18 protein-coding genes are annotated in these 18,485 nt (G+C 72.2%); 15 read left to right on the plus strand and 3 right to left on the minus strand.

Going from position 1 to position 18,485, the window contains the following annotated elements; all coding sequences use genetic code 11:
* Window positions 1-198 precede the first annotated feature (198 nt).
* The 10 genes from ACZ7EC_RS30060 to ACZ7EC_RS30105 all read left to right on the plus strand — a co-directional run bounded on the left by ACZ7EC_RS30060 (window position 199) and on the right by ACZ7EC_RS30105 (window position 12,000).
* Window positions 199-1,848 (plus strand): CTP synthase, encoded by a 1,650-nt coding sequence (locus tag ACZ7EC_RS30060; RefSeq protein WP_471067500.1) that lies wholly within the window; start codon window positions 199-201, stop codon window positions 1,846-1,848.
* A gap of 84 nt (window positions 1,849-1,932) precedes the next feature.
* On the plus strand, window positions 1,933-2,562 hold the full coding sequence (locus ACZ7EC_RS30065) for an NUDIX domain-containing protein (protein ID WP_471067502.1): 630 nt from the start codon (window positions 1,933-1,935) through the stop codon (window positions 2,560-2,562).
* 182 nt (window positions 2,563-2,744) lie between these two features.
* Window positions 2,745-4,832, plus strand: coding sequence for a tetratricopeptide repeat protein (locus ACZ7EC_RS30070; protein WP_471067505.1), 2,088 nt, complete (start codon window positions 2,745-2,747; stop codon window positions 4,830-4,832).
* A gap of 136 nt (window positions 4,833-4,968) precedes the next feature.
* Window positions 4,969-6,093, plus strand: a complete 1,125-nt coding sequence (gene ald, locus ACZ7EC_RS30075) for an alanine dehydrogenase (RefSeq protein ID WP_397986663.1) — start codon at window positions 4,969-4,971, stop codon at window positions 6,091-6,093.
* A gap of 413 nt (window positions 6,094-6,506) precedes the next feature.
* Entirely contained in the window at window positions 6,507-7,640 is a 1,134-nt protein-coding gene (locus tag ACZ7EC_RS30080) for a ParA family protein (protein ID WP_079175200.1), read from the plus strand.
* The gene (locus tag ACZ7EC_RS30085; protein ID WP_471067508.1) at window positions 7,625-8,161 is read left to right on the plus strand and encodes a hypothetical protein; all 537 of its coding nucleotides are present in this window, start codon (window positions 7,625-7,627) and stop codon (window positions 8,159-8,161) included. The genes ACZ7EC_RS30080 and ACZ7EC_RS30085 overlap by 16 nt, the downstream gene beginning before the upstream one ends.
* 17 nt (window positions 8,162-8,178) lie before the next feature.
* Window positions 8,179-9,186, plus strand: coding sequence for a segregation and condensation protein A (locus ACZ7EC_RS30090; protein WP_471067510.1), 1,008 nt, complete (start codon window positions 8,179-8,181; stop codon window positions 9,184-9,186).
* The gene (scpB, locus tag ACZ7EC_RS30095) at window positions 9,183-9,830 is read left to right on the plus strand and encodes an SMC-Scp complex subunit ScpB (protein ID WP_471067512.1); all 648 of its coding nucleotides are present in this window, start codon (window positions 9,183-9,185) and stop codon (window positions 9,828-9,830) included. The genes ACZ7EC_RS30090 and scpB overlap by 4 nt, the downstream gene beginning before the upstream one ends.
* Before the next feature lie 12 nt (window positions 9,831-9,842).
* On the plus strand, window positions 9,843-10,904 hold the full coding sequence (locus ACZ7EC_RS30100; protein ID WP_397986668.1) for a pseudouridine synthase: 1,062 nt from the start codon (window positions 9,843-9,845) through the stop codon (window positions 10,902-10,904).
* 91 nt (window positions 10,905-10,995) lie between these two features.
* Complete coding sequence (locus tag ACZ7EC_RS30105) at window positions 10,996-12,000, plus strand: ADP-ribosylglycohydrolase family protein (protein ID WP_471067515.1); 1,005 nt, start codon at window positions 10,996-10,998, stop codon at window positions 11,998-12,000.
* Between the two features lie 57 nt (window positions 12,001-12,057).
* On the opposite strand, the gene ACZ7EC_RS30110 is transcribed toward ACZ7EC_RS30105, so the two are convergent.
* A complete protein-coding gene (locus ACZ7EC_RS30110) occupies window positions 12,058-12,756 on the minus strand; it encodes a nucleotidyltransferase domain-containing protein (protein ID WP_471067517.1) in 699 nt (232 codons plus the stop codon).
* Between the two features lie 21 nt (window positions 12,757-12,777).
* Window positions 12,778-13,257, minus strand: a complete 480-nt coding sequence (locus ACZ7EC_RS30115; RefSeq protein WP_471067519.1) for a Rieske (2Fe-2S) protein — start codon at window positions 13,255-13,257, stop codon at window positions 12,778-12,780.
* Between the two features lie 195 nt (window positions 13,258-13,452).
* Between ACZ7EC_RS30115 and aroH the strand changes: the two genes are divergently transcribed.
* The 5 genes from aroH to der all read left to right on the plus strand — a co-directional run bounded on the left by aroH (window position 13,453) and on the right by der (window position 17,966).
* Window positions 13,453-13,815, plus strand: coding sequence for a chorismate mutase (gene aroH / locus ACZ7EC_RS30120; RefSeq protein ID WP_397986672.1), 363 nt, complete (start codon window positions 13,453-13,455; stop codon window positions 13,813-13,815).
* The gene (locus ACZ7EC_RS30125) at window positions 13,812-14,897 is read left to right on the plus strand and encodes a prephenate dehydrogenase (protein ID WP_471067522.1); all 1,086 of its coding nucleotides are present in this window, start codon (window positions 13,812-13,814) and stop codon (window positions 14,895-14,897) included. The genes aroH and ACZ7EC_RS30125 overlap by 4 nt, the downstream gene beginning before the upstream one ends.
* A 130-nt stretch (window positions 14,898-15,027) precedes the next feature.
* On the plus strand, window positions 15,028-15,723 hold the full coding sequence (gene cmk, locus ACZ7EC_RS30130; RefSeq protein WP_471067524.1) for a (d)CMP kinase: 696 nt from the start codon (window positions 15,028-15,030) through the stop codon (window positions 15,721-15,723).
* 80 nt (window positions 15,724-15,803) lie between these two features.
* Complete coding sequence (locus ACZ7EC_RS30135) at window positions 15,804-16,391, plus strand: lysophospholipid acyltransferase family protein (RefSeq protein ID WP_471067736.1); 588 nt, start codon at window positions 15,804-15,806, stop codon at window positions 16,389-16,391.
* A 93-nt stretch (window positions 16,392-16,484) separates the two neighbouring features.
* Complete coding sequence (gene der, locus ACZ7EC_RS30140; protein WP_397986675.1) at window positions 16,485-17,966, plus strand: ribosome biogenesis GTPase Der; 1,482 nt, start codon at window positions 16,485-16,487, stop codon at window positions 17,964-17,966.
* Between the two features lie 81 nt (window positions 17,967-18,047).
* On the opposite strand, the gene ACZ7EC_RS30145 is transcribed toward der, so the two are convergent.
* Window positions 18,048-18,446 (minus strand): hypothetical protein, encoded by a 399-nt coding sequence (locus ACZ7EC_RS30145; RefSeq protein ID WP_397986676.1) that lies wholly within the window; start codon window positions 18,444-18,446, stop codon window positions 18,048-18,050.
* Window positions 18,447-18,485: the final 39 nt, after the last annotated feature.

The following is an 18,485-nucleotide window of genomic DNA, read 5'->3' on the forward strand; positions in this document are numbered from 1 at the left end:
GCCGAAGGTGGCCGAAAGTCGACGTATCCATGGACGGAGCGTGGCCGGAAGCCATCCCCTCCGGGCGCTGATACCCTGGTAGCCCGTGGACCGGTGGGCCCGAAACCCCCGAACCGCAGCGACGGCACCCTCGGAGCGATCCGGGACGAACAGCCGCACCGCACGACAGCCAGCGACCACGGGAGCCCCCTCTTGGCCATGCCGCCCAAATCCTCGACGACCAAGCACATCTTCGTCACCGGGGGTGTCGCCTCCTCGCTCGGCAAGGGCCTCACCGCCTCCAGCCTGGGCATGCTGCTCAAGGCCCGCGGACTGCGCGTCGTGATGCAGAAGCTCGACCCGTACCTGAACGTCGATCCGGGCACGATGAACCCCTTCCAGCACGGTGAGGTGTTCGTCACCAACGACGGCGCCGAGACCGACCTGGACATCGGCCACTACGAGCGCTTCCTCGACCGCGACCTCGACGGCTCGGCCAACGTCACCACCGGCCAGGTCTACTCGACGGTGATCGCCAAGGAGCGCCGCGGCGAGTACCTGGGCGACACCGTGCAGGTCATCCCGCACATCACCAACGAGATCAAGCACCGCATCCGGCGCATGGCCACCGACGCGGTGGACGTCGTCATCACCGAGGTCGGCGGCACCGTCGGCGACATCGAGTCGCTGCCCTTCCTGGAGACCGTCCGCCAGGTCCGCCACGAGGTGGGCCGGGACAACGTCTTCGTGGTGCACATCTCCCTGCTGCCCTACATCGGCCCCTCCGGCGAGCTGAAGACCAAGCCGACCCAGCACTCGGTGGCCGCGCTGCGCAACATCGGTATCCAGCCGGACGCCATCGTGCTGCGCTGCGACCGCGAGGTCCCCACCGCCATCAAGCGCAAGATCTCGCTGATGTGCGACGTGGACGAGGCCGCGGTCGTCGCCTGCCCGGACGCCCGTTCGATCTACGACATCCCGAAGGTCGTGCACGCCGAGGGCCTGGACGCCTATGTGGTGCGCAAGCTGGACCTGCCCTTCCGGGACGTGGACTGGACGACCTGGGACGACCTGCTGGACCGCGTCCACAACCCCGACCACGAGGTCACCCTCGCCCTGGTCGGCAAGTACATCGACCTGCCCGACGCCTATCTGTCGGTCACCGAGGCGCTGCGCGCCGGCGGCTTCGCCAACCGCGCCCGCGTCAAGATCAAGTGGGTCACCTCGGACGACTGCAAGACCCCGGCCGGCGCCAAGGCGCAGCTCGCCGGCGTCGACGGCATCTGCATTCCGGGCGGCTTCGGCGACCGCGGCGTGCTCGGCAAGGTCGGCGCCATCCGCTACGCCCGCGAGAACAAGATCCCGCTGCTCGGCCTCTGCCTGGGCCTGCAGTGCATCGTGATCGAGGCCGCGCGCAACCTCGCCGAGATCGCCGACGCCAACTCCACCGAGTTCGACCCGGCCACCGCCCACCCGGTCATCTCCACCATGGCCGAGCAGCTGGACATCGTGGCCGGCGAGGGCGACATGGGCGGCACCATGCGCCTGGGCATGTACCCGGCCAAGCTGGCCGAGGGCTCCATCGTCCGCGAGGTGTACGACGGCAAGGAGTACGTCGAGGAGCGCCACCGCCACCGCTACGAGGTGAACAACGCCTACCGCGCGGAGCTGGAGAAGAAGGCCGGCATCCAGTTCTCCGGCACCTCCCCGGACGGCAAGCTCGTGGAGTACGTCGAGTACCCGCGCGATGTGCACCCCTACCTGGTCGCCACCCAGGCGCACCCGGAGCTGCGCTCGCGCCCGACCCGCCCGCACCCCCTCTTCGCCGGCCTGGTGAAGGCGGCGGTCGAGCGGAAGATCGCCGAGTAGTCCAGCGGTTGTACGGTGGCCGGGGCGCGCGCATCCGAACGGAGCGTGCCCCGGCCATCTGCGCACACTGGGGAAGGACAGGGCATGACGACGATCAAGGACACCCCCGAGGAGTGGGAGATCCGGGCGACGGACACCCCCTTCACCGGCAACAAGACCTCGGTGCGCACCGACGACGTGGTCATGCCCGACGGCTCGGTGGTCCGCCGCGACTACCAGGTCCACCCCGGCTCGGTCGCCGTCCTCGCCCTGGACGACGAGGACCGGGTGCTGCTGATCAACCAGTACCGCCACCCGGTGCGGCACAGGCTGTGGGAGATCCCGGCCGGACTGCTCGACGTGCCCGGCGAGAACCCGCTGCACGCCGCCCAGCGCGAGCTGTACGAGGAGGCGCACGTCAAGGCCGAGGACTGGCGGGTGCTGACCGACGTGTACACCACCCCCGGCGGCTGCGACGAGGCGGTACGGATCTTCCTCGCCCGCGGGGTCTCCGAGGCCGAGGGGGAGCGGTTCGCGGTGGAGCACGAGGAGACCGACATGGAGCACGCGCGGGTGCCGGTGGACGAGCTGGTGCGCCGGATCCTCGCCGGTGACGTGCACAACAACTGCCTGGTCGTCGGGGTCCTCTCACTGGTGGCGGCGCGTGCCGGGGACGGCCTGGACGCGCTGCGCCCGGCGGACGCCGAGTGGCCGGCCCGTCCCTTCGCGTCCTGATCCCGCGCGCCGGGGCCGCCGCCCGCAATGGTGTGACCATCGCCTGATCCGATCGGGCGATGTCCCCGCCACCCCCGTCGTGCTCCGCACAGAACGTCGCAGAGAGTGAACTAGGCTCTGGAACGCCCGTACCGGAAGATCCGGCGGGCTTGCGCGTGCGGTGTGGGACGGGAGTGTGGCCCGTGACGGATCAGGCGGTGGACACAGGCGGTGCGCGGCTGTCCGCGCCCTCGGCCGACGCGGACCGATTCCTGGGCCGCGCACGGGAGTTGAAGGAACTGCGCGCCGACATCGAGCGCGCGGGCCTGGACACCCTGGCCGGCCGCAAACCCCCGCGGGCGCGGGTGCTGCTGATCGCGGGCCGCCCCGGCTCCGGCCGTACGGCCCTCGCCGGCGAACTCGTCCGCCAGGTCGCCCACCGTTACCCCGACGGGGTGCTGCGCGCCCGGCTCGCCGAGCCCGACGGCACCCCCGTACCGGTCGAGCGGGCCGCCCGCGAACTGCTCGCCGCGCTGCGCGTGCCCGCCCCGGCCGGCGCCGCCGAGGAGCACCTCTCCGAGGCCCTGCGCACCGCCCTCGCCGGCCGCCGAACGCTCTTGTTCCTGGACGACGCGGCCGGCGCCGAACAGGTCGACGCCCTGCTCCCGGACGCCCCCGAGTGCCTGGTGGTGGCCGTCTCCAAGGGTCCGCTCACCGGCATCTCGGACGTCCGCCCCTGCACCCTGGGCGGCCTGGACACCAAGTCCGCCCTCGAACTGCTCACCCGCTCCATCGGCTCGGTCCGCATCACCGTGGACCCGCGCTCCGCCGAGTCCCTGGTGGAGGCGTGCCAGGGCCACCCGGCCACGCTCGTGCTGGCCGGCGGCTGGCTCGCCGCCCGCCCCCAGGCGTCCGTCGCCGACCTCGCCAAGCGGATGCACACCCCCGCGCAGGACGGCGCCGAGGAGCCGGACGCCACCCCGCTCTCCCGGATCTTCCGGCTGGTCCACGAGGACCTGCCCGGCCCGGCCGCCCGGATACTGCGCCTGCTGTGCCTCGCCCCGGCCGGACCGGTCGACGACCACACCGCCTCCGCTCTGGCCGGCTGCTCCGTCGAGGCCGCCCGCGCCGCCCTGGACGACTTCGCCGCCCTCGGCCTGCTGCGCCCGGTCGACTCGCCGCTCGCCGAGTACGACATCCCCGGCTGGCTGCACCCGCTGCTGCGCTCCCTCGCCGAGGCGCGGGAGCGGCCGGGGGAGCTGCAGGTGGCCCGTGCCCGGATGCTGGAGCGGACCGTACGGCTGCTGCACTCCTGCCGGGCCATCACCGAGACGGACAGCGACCGCTCCCGCGAGAAGATCCAGGGCCTGCCCCGGCCGCTGCGCTTCGCCGACCCCCGCGCGGCCGCCGACTGGCTGCGCGTGCGCAAGCCCGCGCTGCTGGCCTCCGCCCGGCTCGCGGTGGCCGACGGAGAGCTGGACACCCTGGCCAGGCGGCTGCTGTCGCAGCTGGTCAGGGCGCTGGCCGCACATGTCGGCACCCAGGCGGCCGCCGCCGATCTGTACGGCGTGCACGGCCTCGTCCTCGATGTCGCCGAGCGGCGCGGACTGCCCCGCGAGCGGGCCGCCGCCCTGCTGAACCTGGGCGATCTGGACGCCCAGACCGGCCGCACCCACGGTGCGCTGGCCCGCTACCGGGCCGCGCTGGACGCCGGCCGCGAGGCGAACGACCCGTATGCGACCGGCCGCGCGATGGAATCCGTAGGCGGCGCCCACCTGGAGCTGGGGGACTACGACCGGGCCGCCGACTGGTTCGGGCGGGCGCTGGCCGACCGGCTGGCCCGCGGCGAGCGCCCGGAGGCCGCGCGGCTCTACGGCCGGATCGCCACCGCCCATACCTACGCGGGCCGCTACGGCGAGGCGCTGCGCAACTGGCGGGCGGCCTGCGCGGCCTACCGCAAGGGCGGCGATGTGGCCGCGCTGGCAAGGGCGTTGAGCGAGACGGCTCGGGTGCAGGAGTACGCGGGCCGCCCCCAGGAGTCGCTGCGCACCTGCCAGGAGGCGGTGGAGTGGGCGCGGCGCGCGGACGACGGCCGGCTCCAGGCCGCGTTGCAGCTGCGGCTCGCGGACACCCTGGAGCGCCTCGGCGACCCGACGGCGGCCCGGTTGCACCGCGCCACCGCCGGGCGTCTCCTGGGCGAGGAGGCCCCGCAGCAGCCGTCCCACCAGGCCACAGGCCCGAAACAGGACGCGAACGCCTGCGAAATCCGTAGTGCATCCAAAGAAGATTGATGCAATGAAAGGCTAGACAGGCGGAACACCTTCATTAAACTGGCTCTGCCGCATGTTCCTGCGGTGTCTCCCGGTATGCCTGGGCATGTCTGGGTACATCCGTAATGCACCCCCCAAACCCTCTGAGCCAAGGACCGTGATCGACGTGAAGGTCGGCATCCCCCGCGAGGTCAAGAACAACGAGTTCCGGGTGGCCATCACCCCCGCCGGCGTGCACGAGCTGGTGCGCAATGGCCACCAGGTCGTCATCGAGCGGGGCGCCGGCCTCGGCTCCTCGATCACGGACGCCGAGTACGTGGCCGCCGGTGGCCAGATCCTGGACACCGCCGACGAGGTGTGGGCCGCCGCCGACCTGCTGCTCAAGGTCAAGGAGCCGATCGCGGAGGAGTACCACCGCCTCCGCAAGGACCAGATCCTCTTCACGTACCTGCACCTGGCCGCCTCCAAGGAGTGCACGGACGCCCTGATCGAGTCCGGCACCACCGCCATCGCCTACGAGACGGTCGAGCTGCCGAACCGCGCGCTCCCGCTGCTCGCCCCGATGTCCGAGGTCGCGGGCCGCCTCGCCCCGCAGGTCGGCGCCTACCACCTGATGCGCGCCCACGGCGGCCGCGGTGTGCTGCCCGGCGGCGTGCCGGGCGTGACCCCGGCCAAGGCCGTGGTCATCGGCGGCGGCGTCTCCGGCTGGAACGCCACCCAGGTCGCCGTCGGCATGGGCTTCGACGTGACCCTGCTGGACCGCGACATCAACAAGCTGCGCGAGGCCGACAAGATCTTCGGTACGAAGGTCAAGGCCATCATGTCCAACGCCTTCGAGCTGGAGAAGGCCGTCCTGGACGCCGACCTGGTCATCGGCGCGGTGCTGATTCCGGGCGCCAAGGCCCCCAAGCTCGTCACCAACGAGCTGGTCGCCCGCATGAAGCCCGGAAGTGTCCTTGTCGACATCGCGATCGACCAGGGCGGCTGCTTCGAGGACTCCCGTCCCACCACGCACGCCGAGCCGACCTTCGAGGTCCACAACTCGGTCTTCTACTGCGTCGCCAACATGCCGGGCGGTGTGCCCAACACCTCCACCAACGCGCTCACCAACGCGACGCTGCCGTACATCGTCTCCCTCGCCAACAACGGCTGGGTCGAGGCGCTGCGCCGCGACGCCGCGCTGGCCAAGGGTCTCAACACCCATGACGGCAAGGTCGTTTACAAGGAGGTCGCCGAGGCCCACGGCCTGGAGCACGTCGAGCTGGCCTCGCTGCTCGGCTGACCTCCCGACCAGGTGAGCCACCGAGTCGCCCCGCCGTAAAAGGCGATTCGTCAACACGTCTCGTCAACCGCCCACGCCCGGCCGGACCTTGCCCGACAAGGTCCGGCCGGATGTGTGTATGGTCACTTTGCGACGCTCGGTCAACTCGCCTCGAACGTAACCGTTCAACCGATTCGCACCCCGGTGAAACCTGCTGTGCGACGGCCGTACGCCCTTGACAGCGACATGTTTCATTGCCGACACATCCTGCCGGGTCCGGCGGATTGTGTTGCTGCGGACCGCCGACACGCCATAGAGTCGCCAACCGTCGGCATGGTGCCACGCTGACCTTGTCTAGAAGTTTCCTGGTCACCAAGGAGGTAAGACGACTTGTGAATGAGTCGACATTTTCTCCCGGAGGTGGTCAACCAGGAATGCCCGCAGGGGGCCAGGGGCCCGCGGGATTCGAGGCTGTCGGCTCCGTAGCTGTGCGCACCTTCGCAGCCCACCAGAGTCCGGGAACCCAGATGCCCCGGACAGCACACCAGAGCATGGATGGCCATCACGTGAACGCCATGGCCGGCGACGGAAGTGGCGCGCCCCACAACCAACTCGCCGACTACGACGAACTGCCCGAGGGGCACTTCTACGACCCCGACGCCGAGTACGAGCCCGATCCCGAGTACGCGGCCACGCTCGCGCCCGACGCGGCCCGCCAGCGCCGCGAGCGCATCGGTCCCACCGGTCGCCCGCTGCCGTACTTCCCGATTCCGGGCCCGCTGACCGACCACGGCCCCGCGAAGATCATCGCGATGTGCAACCAGAAGGGCGGCGTCGGCAAGACCACGTCGACCATCAACCTGGGTGCCGCGCTCGCGGAGTACGGCCGGCGCGTGCTGCTCGTGGACTTCGACCCGCAGGGCGCGCTGTCGGTGGGTCTGGGCGTCAACCCCATGGAACTCGACCTCACGGTCTACAACCTGCTCATGGAGCGGGGCATGTCCGCCGACGAGGTCCTGCTGAAGACCGCGGTCCCCAACATGGACCTGCTGCCCTCCAACATCGACCTGTCGGCCGCCGAGGTCCAGCTGGTCTCCGAGGTCGCGCGCGAGTCCACGCTCCAGCGGGCGCTCAAGCCGCTGCTGCCCGACTACGACTACATCGTGATCGACTGCCAGCCCTCGCTGGGCCTGCTCACGGTGAACGCGCTGACCGCCGCGCACAAGGTGATCGTCCCGCTGGAGTGCGAATTCTTCGCGCTGCGCGGTGTCGCCCTGCTGACCGAGACCATCGAGAAGGTCCAGGAACGGCTCAACCCCGAGCTGGAGCTGGACGGCATCCTCGCCACCATGTACGACTCGCGCACGGTGCACAGCCGCGAGGTGCTGGCCCGCGTGGTGGAGGCGTTCGACGACCACGTGTACCACACGGTCATCGGGCGTACGGTCCGCTTCCCGGAGACCACGGTCGCCGGCGAGCCGATCACCACGTACGCCTCCAACTCCGTCGGTGCCGCCGCCTACCGCCAGCTCGCCAGGGAGGTGCTCGCCCGGTGTCACGCCGAGTGAGTCTGCCGGGGGCCGACGAACTCTTCCGTACGACAGGGGGGATGGCGCTCCAGCCGTCGAGCCCCCGGCGCGCCGCGGGCGCCGAGGCGCGGGTGCCGGCACCCGCGCAGGACAGCGACGACGTGGCCGCCGCCGAGGACGCGCCGCAGGCCGTCCCCGTGCAGAGCGGGGACGGCGAGGGCGCGGAGCACGTGGCGGCGGAGGCGGAGCCGGCCGACGCCGAGTCCCGCACCCGGCGCCGGGGGCCCGCGCCGGAGGAGTCCGCCGCCCAGCCGCGCAAGCGGGGCCGGGCGGCGAACCGGCGGCCCAGCGGGCGCGAGCGGCACGACGAGAAGATCACCGTGTACGTCTCCGCCGAGGAGCTGATGGACCTGGAGCACGCGCGTCTGGTGCTCCGCGGCGAGCACGGGCTCGCGGTGGACCGCGGGCGGATCGTGCGGGAGGCGGTGGCCGTCGTGCTGGCGGACCTGGAGTCCCGCGGGGACGCGAGCATCCTCGTACGCCGGCTGCGGGGGCGTTAGGGGTAGCCTGCGGGGCGATGACCTCGAACGACGCGCTCCGTCCCGGCACCGGTGCCGGCCGTCGGCGTGCGCTCGGGCGGGGGCCGGGGGCACCGGTCCTCGAAGAGACGCCCGAGGCCGTCGTCCCGGAAGAGGCGCCCGCACCCGAGGCCGTCGTCCCGGAAGAGGCGCCCGCACCCGAGGCCGGGGAGGCCGCCCCCGGATCCGACGAGAACCCCGGCGGTGTCTTCAAGGTCCGGCTCGCCAATTTCGAGGGGCCCTTCGATCTGCTGCTCCAGCTGATCTCCAAGCACAAGCTGGACGTGACCGAGGTCGCGCTCTCCAAGGTCACCGACGAGTTCATGGCGCACATCCGCGCGATGGGACCGGACTGGGACCTGGACCAGACCACCGAGTTCCTCGTCGTGGCCGCCACCCTGCTCGACCTGAAGGCGGCCCGGCTGCTGCCCGCCGCCGACGTGGAGGACGAGGGCGACCTGGCGCTCCTCGAAGCGCGGGACCTGCTGTTCGCACGGCTGCTCCAGTACCGGGCCTACAAGCGGATCGCCGACATCTTCAACGCCCGTGTCGACGAGGAAGCCCGCCGCTACCCCCGTACCGTCGGCCTCGAACCCGAGCACGCCGAGCTGCTGCCCGAGGTCGTGATCAGCATCGGGCCCGAGGGCTTCGCGAAGCTCGCCGTGAAGGCCATGCAGCCCAGACCCAGGCCGCAGGTGTACGTCGACCACATCCACGCCCCGCTGGTCAGCGTGCAGGAGCAGGCGGGGATCGTGGTCACGCGGCTGCGGGAGCTGGGCGAGGCCAGCTTCCGGGCGCTCGTGGCGGACACCGACGACACGCTCACCGTCGTGGCCCGCTTCCTGGCCCTCCTGGAGCTGTACCGGGAGAAGGCGGTCGCCCTGGAGCAGGAGGCCGCCCTCGGGGAACTGCTGGTGCGCTGGACCGGCGGGGACGGGCCGGCGGCCCCGGTGGTCACCGACGAGTTCGACCGGCCGCCCGAGCCCGAGGAGGAGAGGAAGCCGTGAGCGAGACCACCGAGGCCCCGGCGGAACCGGGCGACGTCGCGGAGCTGGAGCTGCGGCCCGCCCTGGAGGCCGTCCTCATGGTCGTGGACGAGCCCGCGACCGAGGAGCACCTCGCCAGAATCCTGGAACGGCCCCGCAGGCAGATCGCGGAGGCGCTGCGCGCGCTGGCCGACGAATACACCGTGCAGGGCCGCGGCTTCGAGCTGCGCCAGGTCGCGGGCGGCTGGCGCTTCTACACCCGTGCCGCCTACGCGCCCGCCGTGGAGCGGCTCGTCCTGGACGGCCAGACCGCCCGGCTCACCCAGGCCGCGCTGGAGACCCTCGCCGTGGTCGCCTACCGCCAGCCGGTCAGCCGCAGCCGGGTCTCCGCCGTTCGCGGAGTGAACTGCGACGGTGTGATGCGCACCCTGCTCCAGCGCGGTCTGGTCGAGGAGGCGGGCGCGGAACCCGAAACAGGTGCGATCCTGTACAGGACGACGAACTACTTCCTGGAGCGGATGGGCCTGCGCGGCCTGGACGAGCTTCCGGAACTCGCGCCCTTCCTCCCGGAGGTGGAGGCGATCGAGGCCGAGACCCAGGAGGGAGTCCCGTCGTTCGACCCGGACGCGCCCGACGCGCCGGGTGCAGAGGACGCAGACGACTAAGACGGAACTTTGATGCGAAGCAGCGGCAGCGGCAAGAGTGGCGGGCGCGGTAACTACCGCGGCGCCGGCAACAACCGGGACGAGCGGCAGGGGCAGGGGCGTCCCAGCAAGCCCCGCCCCGAGGAGCGCCGCTACGACGTGGGCCCCGGCGCCACCCAGGACGGCCCCAAGTCCGGGCGCGGCGGCGCGGCGCGCGGCGGCGCCAAGGGCAGCCCGCGGCGGCCCCAGCAGGGCGGCCGTACGCAGCCCGCGCGCTCGCGTGAGTACGAGACGCGGGTCGAGGAGCGCAACCGGGACCGGTACGCGGGCAAGAAGGACATCAAGCTGCCCAAGACCTTTCCGGGCGCCGAGCAGGAGGGCGAGCGCCTGCAGAAGGTGCTCGCGCGCGCGGGCTACGGCTCCCGGCGCGCCTGCGAGGAACTGATCGAGCAGTGCCGTGTCGAGGTCAACGGCGAGATCGTCACCGAGCAGGGCAAGCGGGTCGACCCGGAGAAGGACGAGGTCAAGGTCGACGGCCTGACCGTGGCGACCCAGTCGTACCAGTTCTTCTCGCTGAACAAGCCCGCCGGTGTGGTCTCCACCATGGAGGACCCGGAGGGGCGCCAGTGCCTCGGCGACTACGTCACCAACCGGGAGACGCGGCTGTTCCACGTCGGCCGGCTGGACACCGAGACCGAGGGCGTCATCCTGCTCACCAACCACGGTGAGCTGGCGCACCGCCTCACCCACCCCAAGTACGGCGTGCAGAAGACGTACCTCGCGCACATCGTCGGCCCGATCCCGCGCGACCTCGGCAAGCGCCTGAAGGACGGCATCCAGCTGGAGGACGGGTACGCGCGCGCGGACCACTTCCGGGTAGTGGAGCAGACCGGCAAGAACTACCTGGTCGAGGTGACCCTGCACGAGGGCCGCAAGCACATCGTGCGGCGCATGCTCGCGGAGGCCGGCTTCCCGGTCGACAAGCTGGTGCGCACCGCGTTCGGCCCGATCACCCTCGGCGACCAGAAGTCCGGCTGGCTGCGCCGGCTGTCGAACACCGAGGTCGGCATGCTGATGAAGGAAGTCGACCTGTAGGAACCGGGCCCCGGCGGCCCTCCGGACGCGTCTTGCGCCGATCACCGTCCCCCTTTATAGTCATCGTGACGATAAAGGGGGATGATCTTCCATGTCCAAGCGGCCCGCCACCGGTTCGCTCCTCGGCCTCGCCCTGGGGGACGCGCTCGGTTACCCGACCGAGTTCAAGACCGTCGAGCTGATCGAGTCGATGTTCGGACCCTGGCGGGAGATGCCGCTGCCGCGGCGCGCCCGTGTCTCCGACGACACCCAGATGACCCTCGCCCTCGGCCGGGGTCTGCGCACCGCCATGGAGTGCGGTCCCCTCGCGCCCGAGCGGCTGGAGCGGCCGGTGCGCGAGGAGTTCGTGGAGTGGTACCGCTCGCCGGACAACAACCGGGCGCCCGGCCAGACCTGCCTGGCCGCCTGCGGGCTGCTGGAGGCCGGCCGGGGCTGGCAGGACGCCGGCCGGATCGGCTCCAAGGGCTGCGGGGCCAACATGCGCGTCGCGCCGATCGGACTCGCGCCCGGCCTGAGCGACGAACAGCGCTCCGGTGCGGCCCAGTTGCAGTCCGGGCTCACCCACGGCCACCCCACCGCGCTGGCCGCCTCCGATCTCACCGCCCGCGCGGCCCACTTGCTCGCGCGGGGCACCGAGCCGGGCGCGCTTGTCGGCGAGTTGCGCGGCTACGCCCTCGCGCACCGCACCCGGTACGACGAGACCTGGCTCGGCGATCTGTGGACCCGCGCCCAGGACCCCACGCCCGAGCACTTCGCCGCACGCGGCTGGGACGAGTGCCTGGCGATCCTGGACCGGCTCCAGGAGGCCGTCCGCACCCACTCCCCGCAGGACGATCCGTGCCTGGCCACCGGCGAGGGCTGGGTCGCCGAGGAGGCGCTCGCCACCGGGCTGCTGTGCTTCCTGCTCTTTCCCGACGAGCCGCTGACCGCCCTGCGCCGGGCCGCCTGCACCGCCGGGGACTCCGACTCCATCGCATGCCTGACCGGCGCCTTCGCGGGCGCGTGGCTCGGCGCGGACGCCTGGCCCGCGGACTGGGCGGAGCGCATCGAGTACCGGGACGAGCTACTGGCGCTCGGCACGCTCTGGGACGCGTAAGCCCAGCTGTACGGCTTCCCTCGGGGGACTCGGCCGGGGACCCCGGAGGCCGCGGCCTCAGTCTGGCCGCACCGGCCCCGGAGCGGAGTCCCGGCGGGCGCGGAACAGGAAGTCGGCCACGCGGGCACGGTCCGGTTCCGGGGGCAACGGGGTCCGGCACAGGGCGGCTTCCGCCTCGGTGGCCAGGCGGGTCATCCGGGACTCGACGTCCGGCCAGGACACCTCGCCCCGCTTCACCGCCAGCAGCGGCTCCCGCTGGACGCCCACGTCGAGATGGAGCTCGCCGGTACGCAGCAGGTCGCGGCAGCTCATCAGCAGCCGCAGCAGGTGCATGGCGTGCTTCCAGCGCGGGGCGCCCGTCGTGCGCACGTCGGCGTCCAGTTTCCTGCGCTGGCCGAGGGCGTAGCGGGTGAAGGTGTCGTACGCCCGCACGGACAGGAACGCCCCGCGCAGGGACAGCAGTTCGCGGCCGGTGTCGTCCAACCGCTCGACCAGCGGGGAGTGCAGGCACTCCAGGATGTTCGGGTTGCCGCGCAGCGCCAGCTCGCAGAACCGCTCCAGCTCCCAGGAGAACTGCTCCTCGCCCGGCCCCTCGACATGCGTCGGCGGCTTCTCGAACCGCCAGAACAGGGCGGTGGGCGCGAGGTACACGCCCCGCCGGTCGGTGTCGCTCGCGTCCGTGGCCAGGCCGAAGGCCCGCGACCCCATGACACAGGCGTAGATCGTGTGGTCGCGTACCAGGTCCTCGGGCTGCATGCCCGGAGCCTACGCGGCCCCTCAGCCGAGCTGGATCGAGTCTCCGTCGACCTTGATCGACCGCTCCGCCAGCGGCTTGGTCGCGGGGCCGTCGGCCACCGAACCGTCCTCGATCTTGAACCGGCTGCCGTGGCACGGGCAGTCGATGGTGCCGCCCTGCACCCGGCTCACCGTGCAGCCCATGTGCGTGCAGACCGCCGAGAAGGCCTTGAACTGCCCCTTCGCCGGCTGCGTGACCACGACCTTCTGCGCGTCGAAGACCTTGCCCCCGCCCTCGGGGATCTCGCTCGTGCTCGCCAGCTTCTTCCCGCCGGCCGCCGGGGACTTGTCCGCGCCGGTCGGGGACGCCGTGGCCGCGGGCCTCGTCGGGCCCGTCGGCGAGGGACTGTCCGTGCTGTCGGCCGCGGCACTCGTGTCGCCACCGCTGTTGCCGCCGCAGCCGGTCGCGAGCGCCGCCGCGCCCGTCGCGATCACCATGCGCCGCGTCGCGCCCTGGGTCATGTCACCACTCCGTACACATGTCGCCTGATTGCCGATGACTGGAAGAAAAGTGGAGATCCGTGAGGAACCGGACCGTTCGTATCGTCTCAGTGATCGGGCGGGCGCGCCGTGCCCACGCGGGCTGACTACGCTGGACGGGCGAGCACGACAACACCTGTCGGCATCTGTCAGCACCTGTGAGCGAGGAGCAGCGCCGTGGCGGTACGAGCGGTCCGGGGGGCCGTCCAACTGGAGCGGGACGAGGCCGGACACATGGACGAACAGGTCGGAGCCCTGCTCACCGCCGTCCTGGAGCGGAACGGACTGACCGCGGACGACCTGATCAGCATCTGGTTCACCGCTACCCCGGATCTGCACAGCGACTTCCCGGCGGCCGCCGCCCGCAAGCTCGGCATCGTGGACGTGCCCCTGATCTGCGCCCAGGAACTGGACATCGCCGGCGCCATGCCCCGCGTCGTCCGGATCCTCGCCCACGTCGAGTCGGACCGCCCGCGCGCCGACATCGCCCATGTCTACCTCGGCGCCGCGGCCGCCCTGCGCAAGGACATCGCCCAGTGAGGACCGCACTCGTCATCGGCACCGGCCTGATCGGCACCTCCGCCGCCCTGGCCCTGACCCAGCGCGGCGTCACCGTGCACCTCGCCGACCACGACCCGGAACAGGCCCGTACCGCCGCCGCGCTCGGCGCCGGCACCGACGCGGCCCCCGAGGGCCCGGTGGACGTGGCGATCGTCGCCGCCCCGCCCGCCCACGTGGCCCGGGTCCTCGCCGACGCCATGCGCCGGAACCTGGCCCGCGGCTACCTGGACGTGGCCAGCGTCAAGGGCGGCCCGCGCCGGGAGCTGGAGGCGCTCGGCCTGGACCTCACCGCCTACCTCGGCACCCATCCGATGTCCGGCCGGGAGAAGTCGGGCCCGCTGGCCGCCACCGGCGACCTCTTCGAGGGCCGGCCCTGGGTGCTCACCCCCACCCGCGACACCGACACCGAGGTCCTCAACCTCGCCCTGGAACTGGTCTCGCACTGCCGTGCCGTGCCCGTCGTGATGGACGCCGACGCCCACGACCGCGCCGTCGCCCTCGTCTCCCACATGCCCCACCTCGTCTCCAGCATGGTCGCCGCCCGCCTGGAACACGCCGACGAGGCCGCCGTACGACTGTGCGGACAGGGCGTCCGGGACGTGACCCGGATCGCCGCCTCCGACCCGCGCATGTGGATCGACATCCTCTCCGCCAATCCGGGCCCGGTCGCCGACCTGCTCGCCGACGTCGCCGCCGACCTGGACGAGACCGTGGGCGCCCTGCGCGCCCTCCAGTCCTCCGACGAGGACAAGCGCCGCGCCGGCAGCACCGGCATCGAGGCCATGCTGCGCCGCGGCAACGCGGGCCAGGTGCGGGTGCCCGGCAAGCACGGCAGCGCGCCGCGGGCCTACGAGACCGTCGTCGTGCTCATCGACGACCAGCCCGGCCAGCTCGCGCGCATCTTCGCCGACGCGGGCCGCGCCGGGGTCAACATCGAGGACGTGCGCATCGAGCACGCCACCGGACAGCAGGCCGGTCTGGTGCAGCTCATGGTCGAACCGGGGGCCGTGCCGGCGCTCACCAGCGCGCTGCGCGAGCGGGGCTGGGCGCTGCGGCAGTAGCCCGGCGCGGGCGGGGCGGGGGCCGGGCGGTGATATGCGTCCGGACGAGTGACCCACACCCAGTAACCTTGTGCGGGGCGCTCTCGCTCCCCGCCCCCGCCCGCACACCGCACCAGGAAGGTGTCCCCCCGTGGAAAACGGCGCCGCCCCGACCGCCAAGCCCGTGATCGTCGCGATCGACGGTCCCTCCGGCACGGGCAAGTCGAGCACGTCGAAGGCCGTGGCCGCGCAGCTCGGTCTGAGCTACCTGGACACCGGCGCCCAGTACCGGGCGATCACCTGGTGGATGGTGCACCACGGCATCGACCTGACGGACCCGACCGCCATCGCCGCCGTCGCGGGCAAGCCCGAGATCGTCTCCGGCACCGACCCGGCGGCCCCCACCATCACGGTCGACGGCGTGGACGTGTCCGCCCCGATCCGCACCCCGGAGGTCACCTCCAAGGTCAGCGCGGTCAGCGCGGTGCCCGAGGTGCGCACCCGGATCACCGAACTGCAGCGCTCGCTGGCCGCCGGTGCCGCGCGGGGCATCGTCGTCGAGGGCCGGGACATCGGTACGACGGTGCTGCCGGACGCCGACCTCAAGGTCTTCCTCACCGCCTCCCCGGAGGCCCGCGCCGCCCGCCGCAGCGGCGAGCTGAAGGGCGCCGACCTGCACGCCACCCGCGAGGCGCTGATCAAGCGGGACGCCGCCGACTCCAGCCGCAAGACCTCCCCGCTCGCCAAGGCCGGCGACGCGGTCGAGGTGGACACCACCGAGCTCACCCTCGCCCAGGTCATCGAGTGCGTCGTCACCCTGGTCGAGGAGAAGCGGGCGGCCAAGTGAGCCTGCCCTCCGCGAGACGGGACGCGGACCTGCCCTCCGAGCGGGGCGCCGAGGTCGGCCGGCGCATCGGCGTCGGCCTGATGTACGGGCTGTGGAAGCCGCGCGTGCTCGGCGCCTGGAAGGTGCCCGCGAGCGGCCCGGTGATCCTCGCCGTCAACCACTCCCACAACATCGACGGACCCATGGTCATGGGCGTGTCCCCCCGCCCGGCACACTTCCTGATCAAGAAGGAGGCGTTCGTCGGCCCGCTGGGCGCCTTCCTGACCGGCATCGGCCAGCTGCCGGTGGACCGCACCGCCGCCGACCGCACCGCCATCACCCGCGCCCTCGACCTCCTTACGGCCGGGGGAGTGCTCGGCATCTTCCCGGAGGGCACCCGCGGCGACGGCGACTTCGCCTCGCTGCGCGCGGGCCTCGCCTACTTCGCGGTCCGCAGCGGGGCGCCCATCGTGCCGGTCGCCGTCATGGGAAGCTCGGACCGGCCGGGACGGTTGATAAAGGCGCTGCCCCCGGTGCGCTCGCGCGTGGACGTCGTCTTCGGCGACCCGTTCGACGCGGGCGACGCCAGCGGGCGGCGTACGCGCAGAGCGCTGGACGAGGCGACCGAGCGCATCCAGAAGCAGCTCACCGCCCACCTGGAAAACGCCAGGCGCCTGACCGGGCGCTAGGCGACACTTGAGTAGTGGATCAGCCCACCGAGGGATGAGCCCGCCAGGGCCTGTTCCACCGATCACCACGATGAACAACGAGGTACGGACTTCATGAACGACGACATCCAGCCCGACGGCTCGGCCGAGCACGAGTACGAGCACGGGGCTCTCGGCGACGCCGAGTACGCGCAGTTCATGGAGCTCGCCGCGGAAGAGGGCTTCGACGTCGAGGACGTCGAGGGCGCCATCGAGGCGGCGGGCCACGGTCCGCTGCCCGTGCTCGCCGTCGTCGGCCGCCCCAATGTCGGCAAGTCGACCCTGGTCAACCGGATCATCGGCCGCCGCGAGGCGGTCGTCGAGGACAAGCCCGGCGTCACCCGCGACCGTGTCACCTACGAGGCCGAGTGGGCGGGCCGCCGCTTCAAGGTGGTCGACACCGGCGGCTGGGAGCAGGACGTCCTCGGCATCGACGCCTCCGTGGCCGCCCAGGCCGAGTACGCGATCGAGGCCGCCGACGCGGTGGTCTTCGTGGTCGACGCCAAGGTCGGCGCCACCGACACCGACGAGGCGGTCGTACGACTGCTGCGCAAGGCCGGCAAGCCGGTGGTGCTGTGCGCCAACAAGGTCGACGGCCCGAGTGGCGAGGCCGACGCCTCGTACCTGTGGAGCCTGGGCCTCGGCGAGCCGCACCCCGTCTCCGCGCTGCACGGCCGCGGCACCGGCGACATGCTGGACGCCGTCCTGGAGGCGCTGCCCGAGGCGCCCGCGCAGTCCTTCGGCACCGCCATCGGCGGCCCCCGCCGCATCGCTCTCATCGGCCGCCCGAACGTCGGCAAGTCCTCCCTGCTGAACAAGGTCGCCGGCGAGGAGCGCGTCGTCGTCAACGAGATGGCGGGCACCACCCGCGACCCGGTCGACGAGCTGATCGAACTCGGCGGCGTGACCTGGAAGTTCGTGGACACCGCGGGCATCCGCAAGCGCGTCCACCTCCAGCAGGGCGCCGACTACTACGCCTCGCTGCGCACCGCCGCCGCGGTGGAGAAGGCCGAGGTCGCGGTCGTCCTGATCGACGCCTCGGAGAACATCTCGGTGCAGGACCAGCGGATCGTCACCATGGCCGTGGAGGCGGGCCGTGCGCTGGTCATCGCCTACAACAAGTGGGACACGCTGGACGAGGAGCGCCGCTACTACCTGGAGCGGGAGATCGAGACCGAGCTGGCCCAGGTCGCCTGGGCGCCGCGGGTGAACGTGTCGGCGCGCACCGGCCGCCACATGGAGAAGCTGGTCCCGGCCATCGAGACCGCCCTCGCCGGCTGGGAGACCCGTGTCCCCACCGGCCGGCTCAACGCCTTCCTCGGCGAGCTGGTCGCGGCCCACCCGCACCCGGTCCGGGGCGGCAAGCAGCCCCGCATCCTCTTCGGCACCCAGGCCGGCACCAAGCCGCCGCGCTTCGTCCTCTTCGCCTCCGGCTTCATCGAGGCGGGCTACCGGCGCTTCATCGAGCGCCGGCTGCGCGAGGAGTTCGGCTTCGAGGGCACTCCGATCCACATCTCGGTGCGGGTGCGCGAGAAGCGCGGCACGAAGAAGAAGTAGCCGCGCCGCGACGCGCCTCGGCGTCGGTACGACGCGAAGGGCGGCCCCTGTCCGGCAGGGGCCGCCCTTTCTGCGCGGGTGTCACGCCCCGCGGCGCGGTCCGGGGGGCAGCGCGGCGGGCACGTGGTGCATCCCGGTGTCCTGCTGCGGTCGCCCGAGGGTGCCGACGCGCTGCCACTGCGACTGCTGGCGGGCGCTGTAGGCCCCGGCGCTGTAGGCGCTGTACGAGCTGCTGAACGAGCCCGCCCGGTGACCGCCGTACGACCACCCGGTGCGGTCCGGCAGGCCGAAGGGGACGAACCTCATCCCCTCCTCGCCGCTGCGGTCGCCCGGCAGGGTGCGAAAGGCCTTGACCCACTCCGCGGCGAGCATGTCGAAGATCGGCGTGGCCGAGGCACCACCCGCCCCTTCGTGCCCCGTCCGGGCGGACGGAACGGAGGAGAACGAGGACCGTCGGGGCGAAGTGTCGTATGCGTGCACGTATGTCCAAACGACAGCGCGCGGGAAGAGATGCGGTTT

This window comes from Streptomyces sp. NPDC037203 (assembly GCF_055605065.1).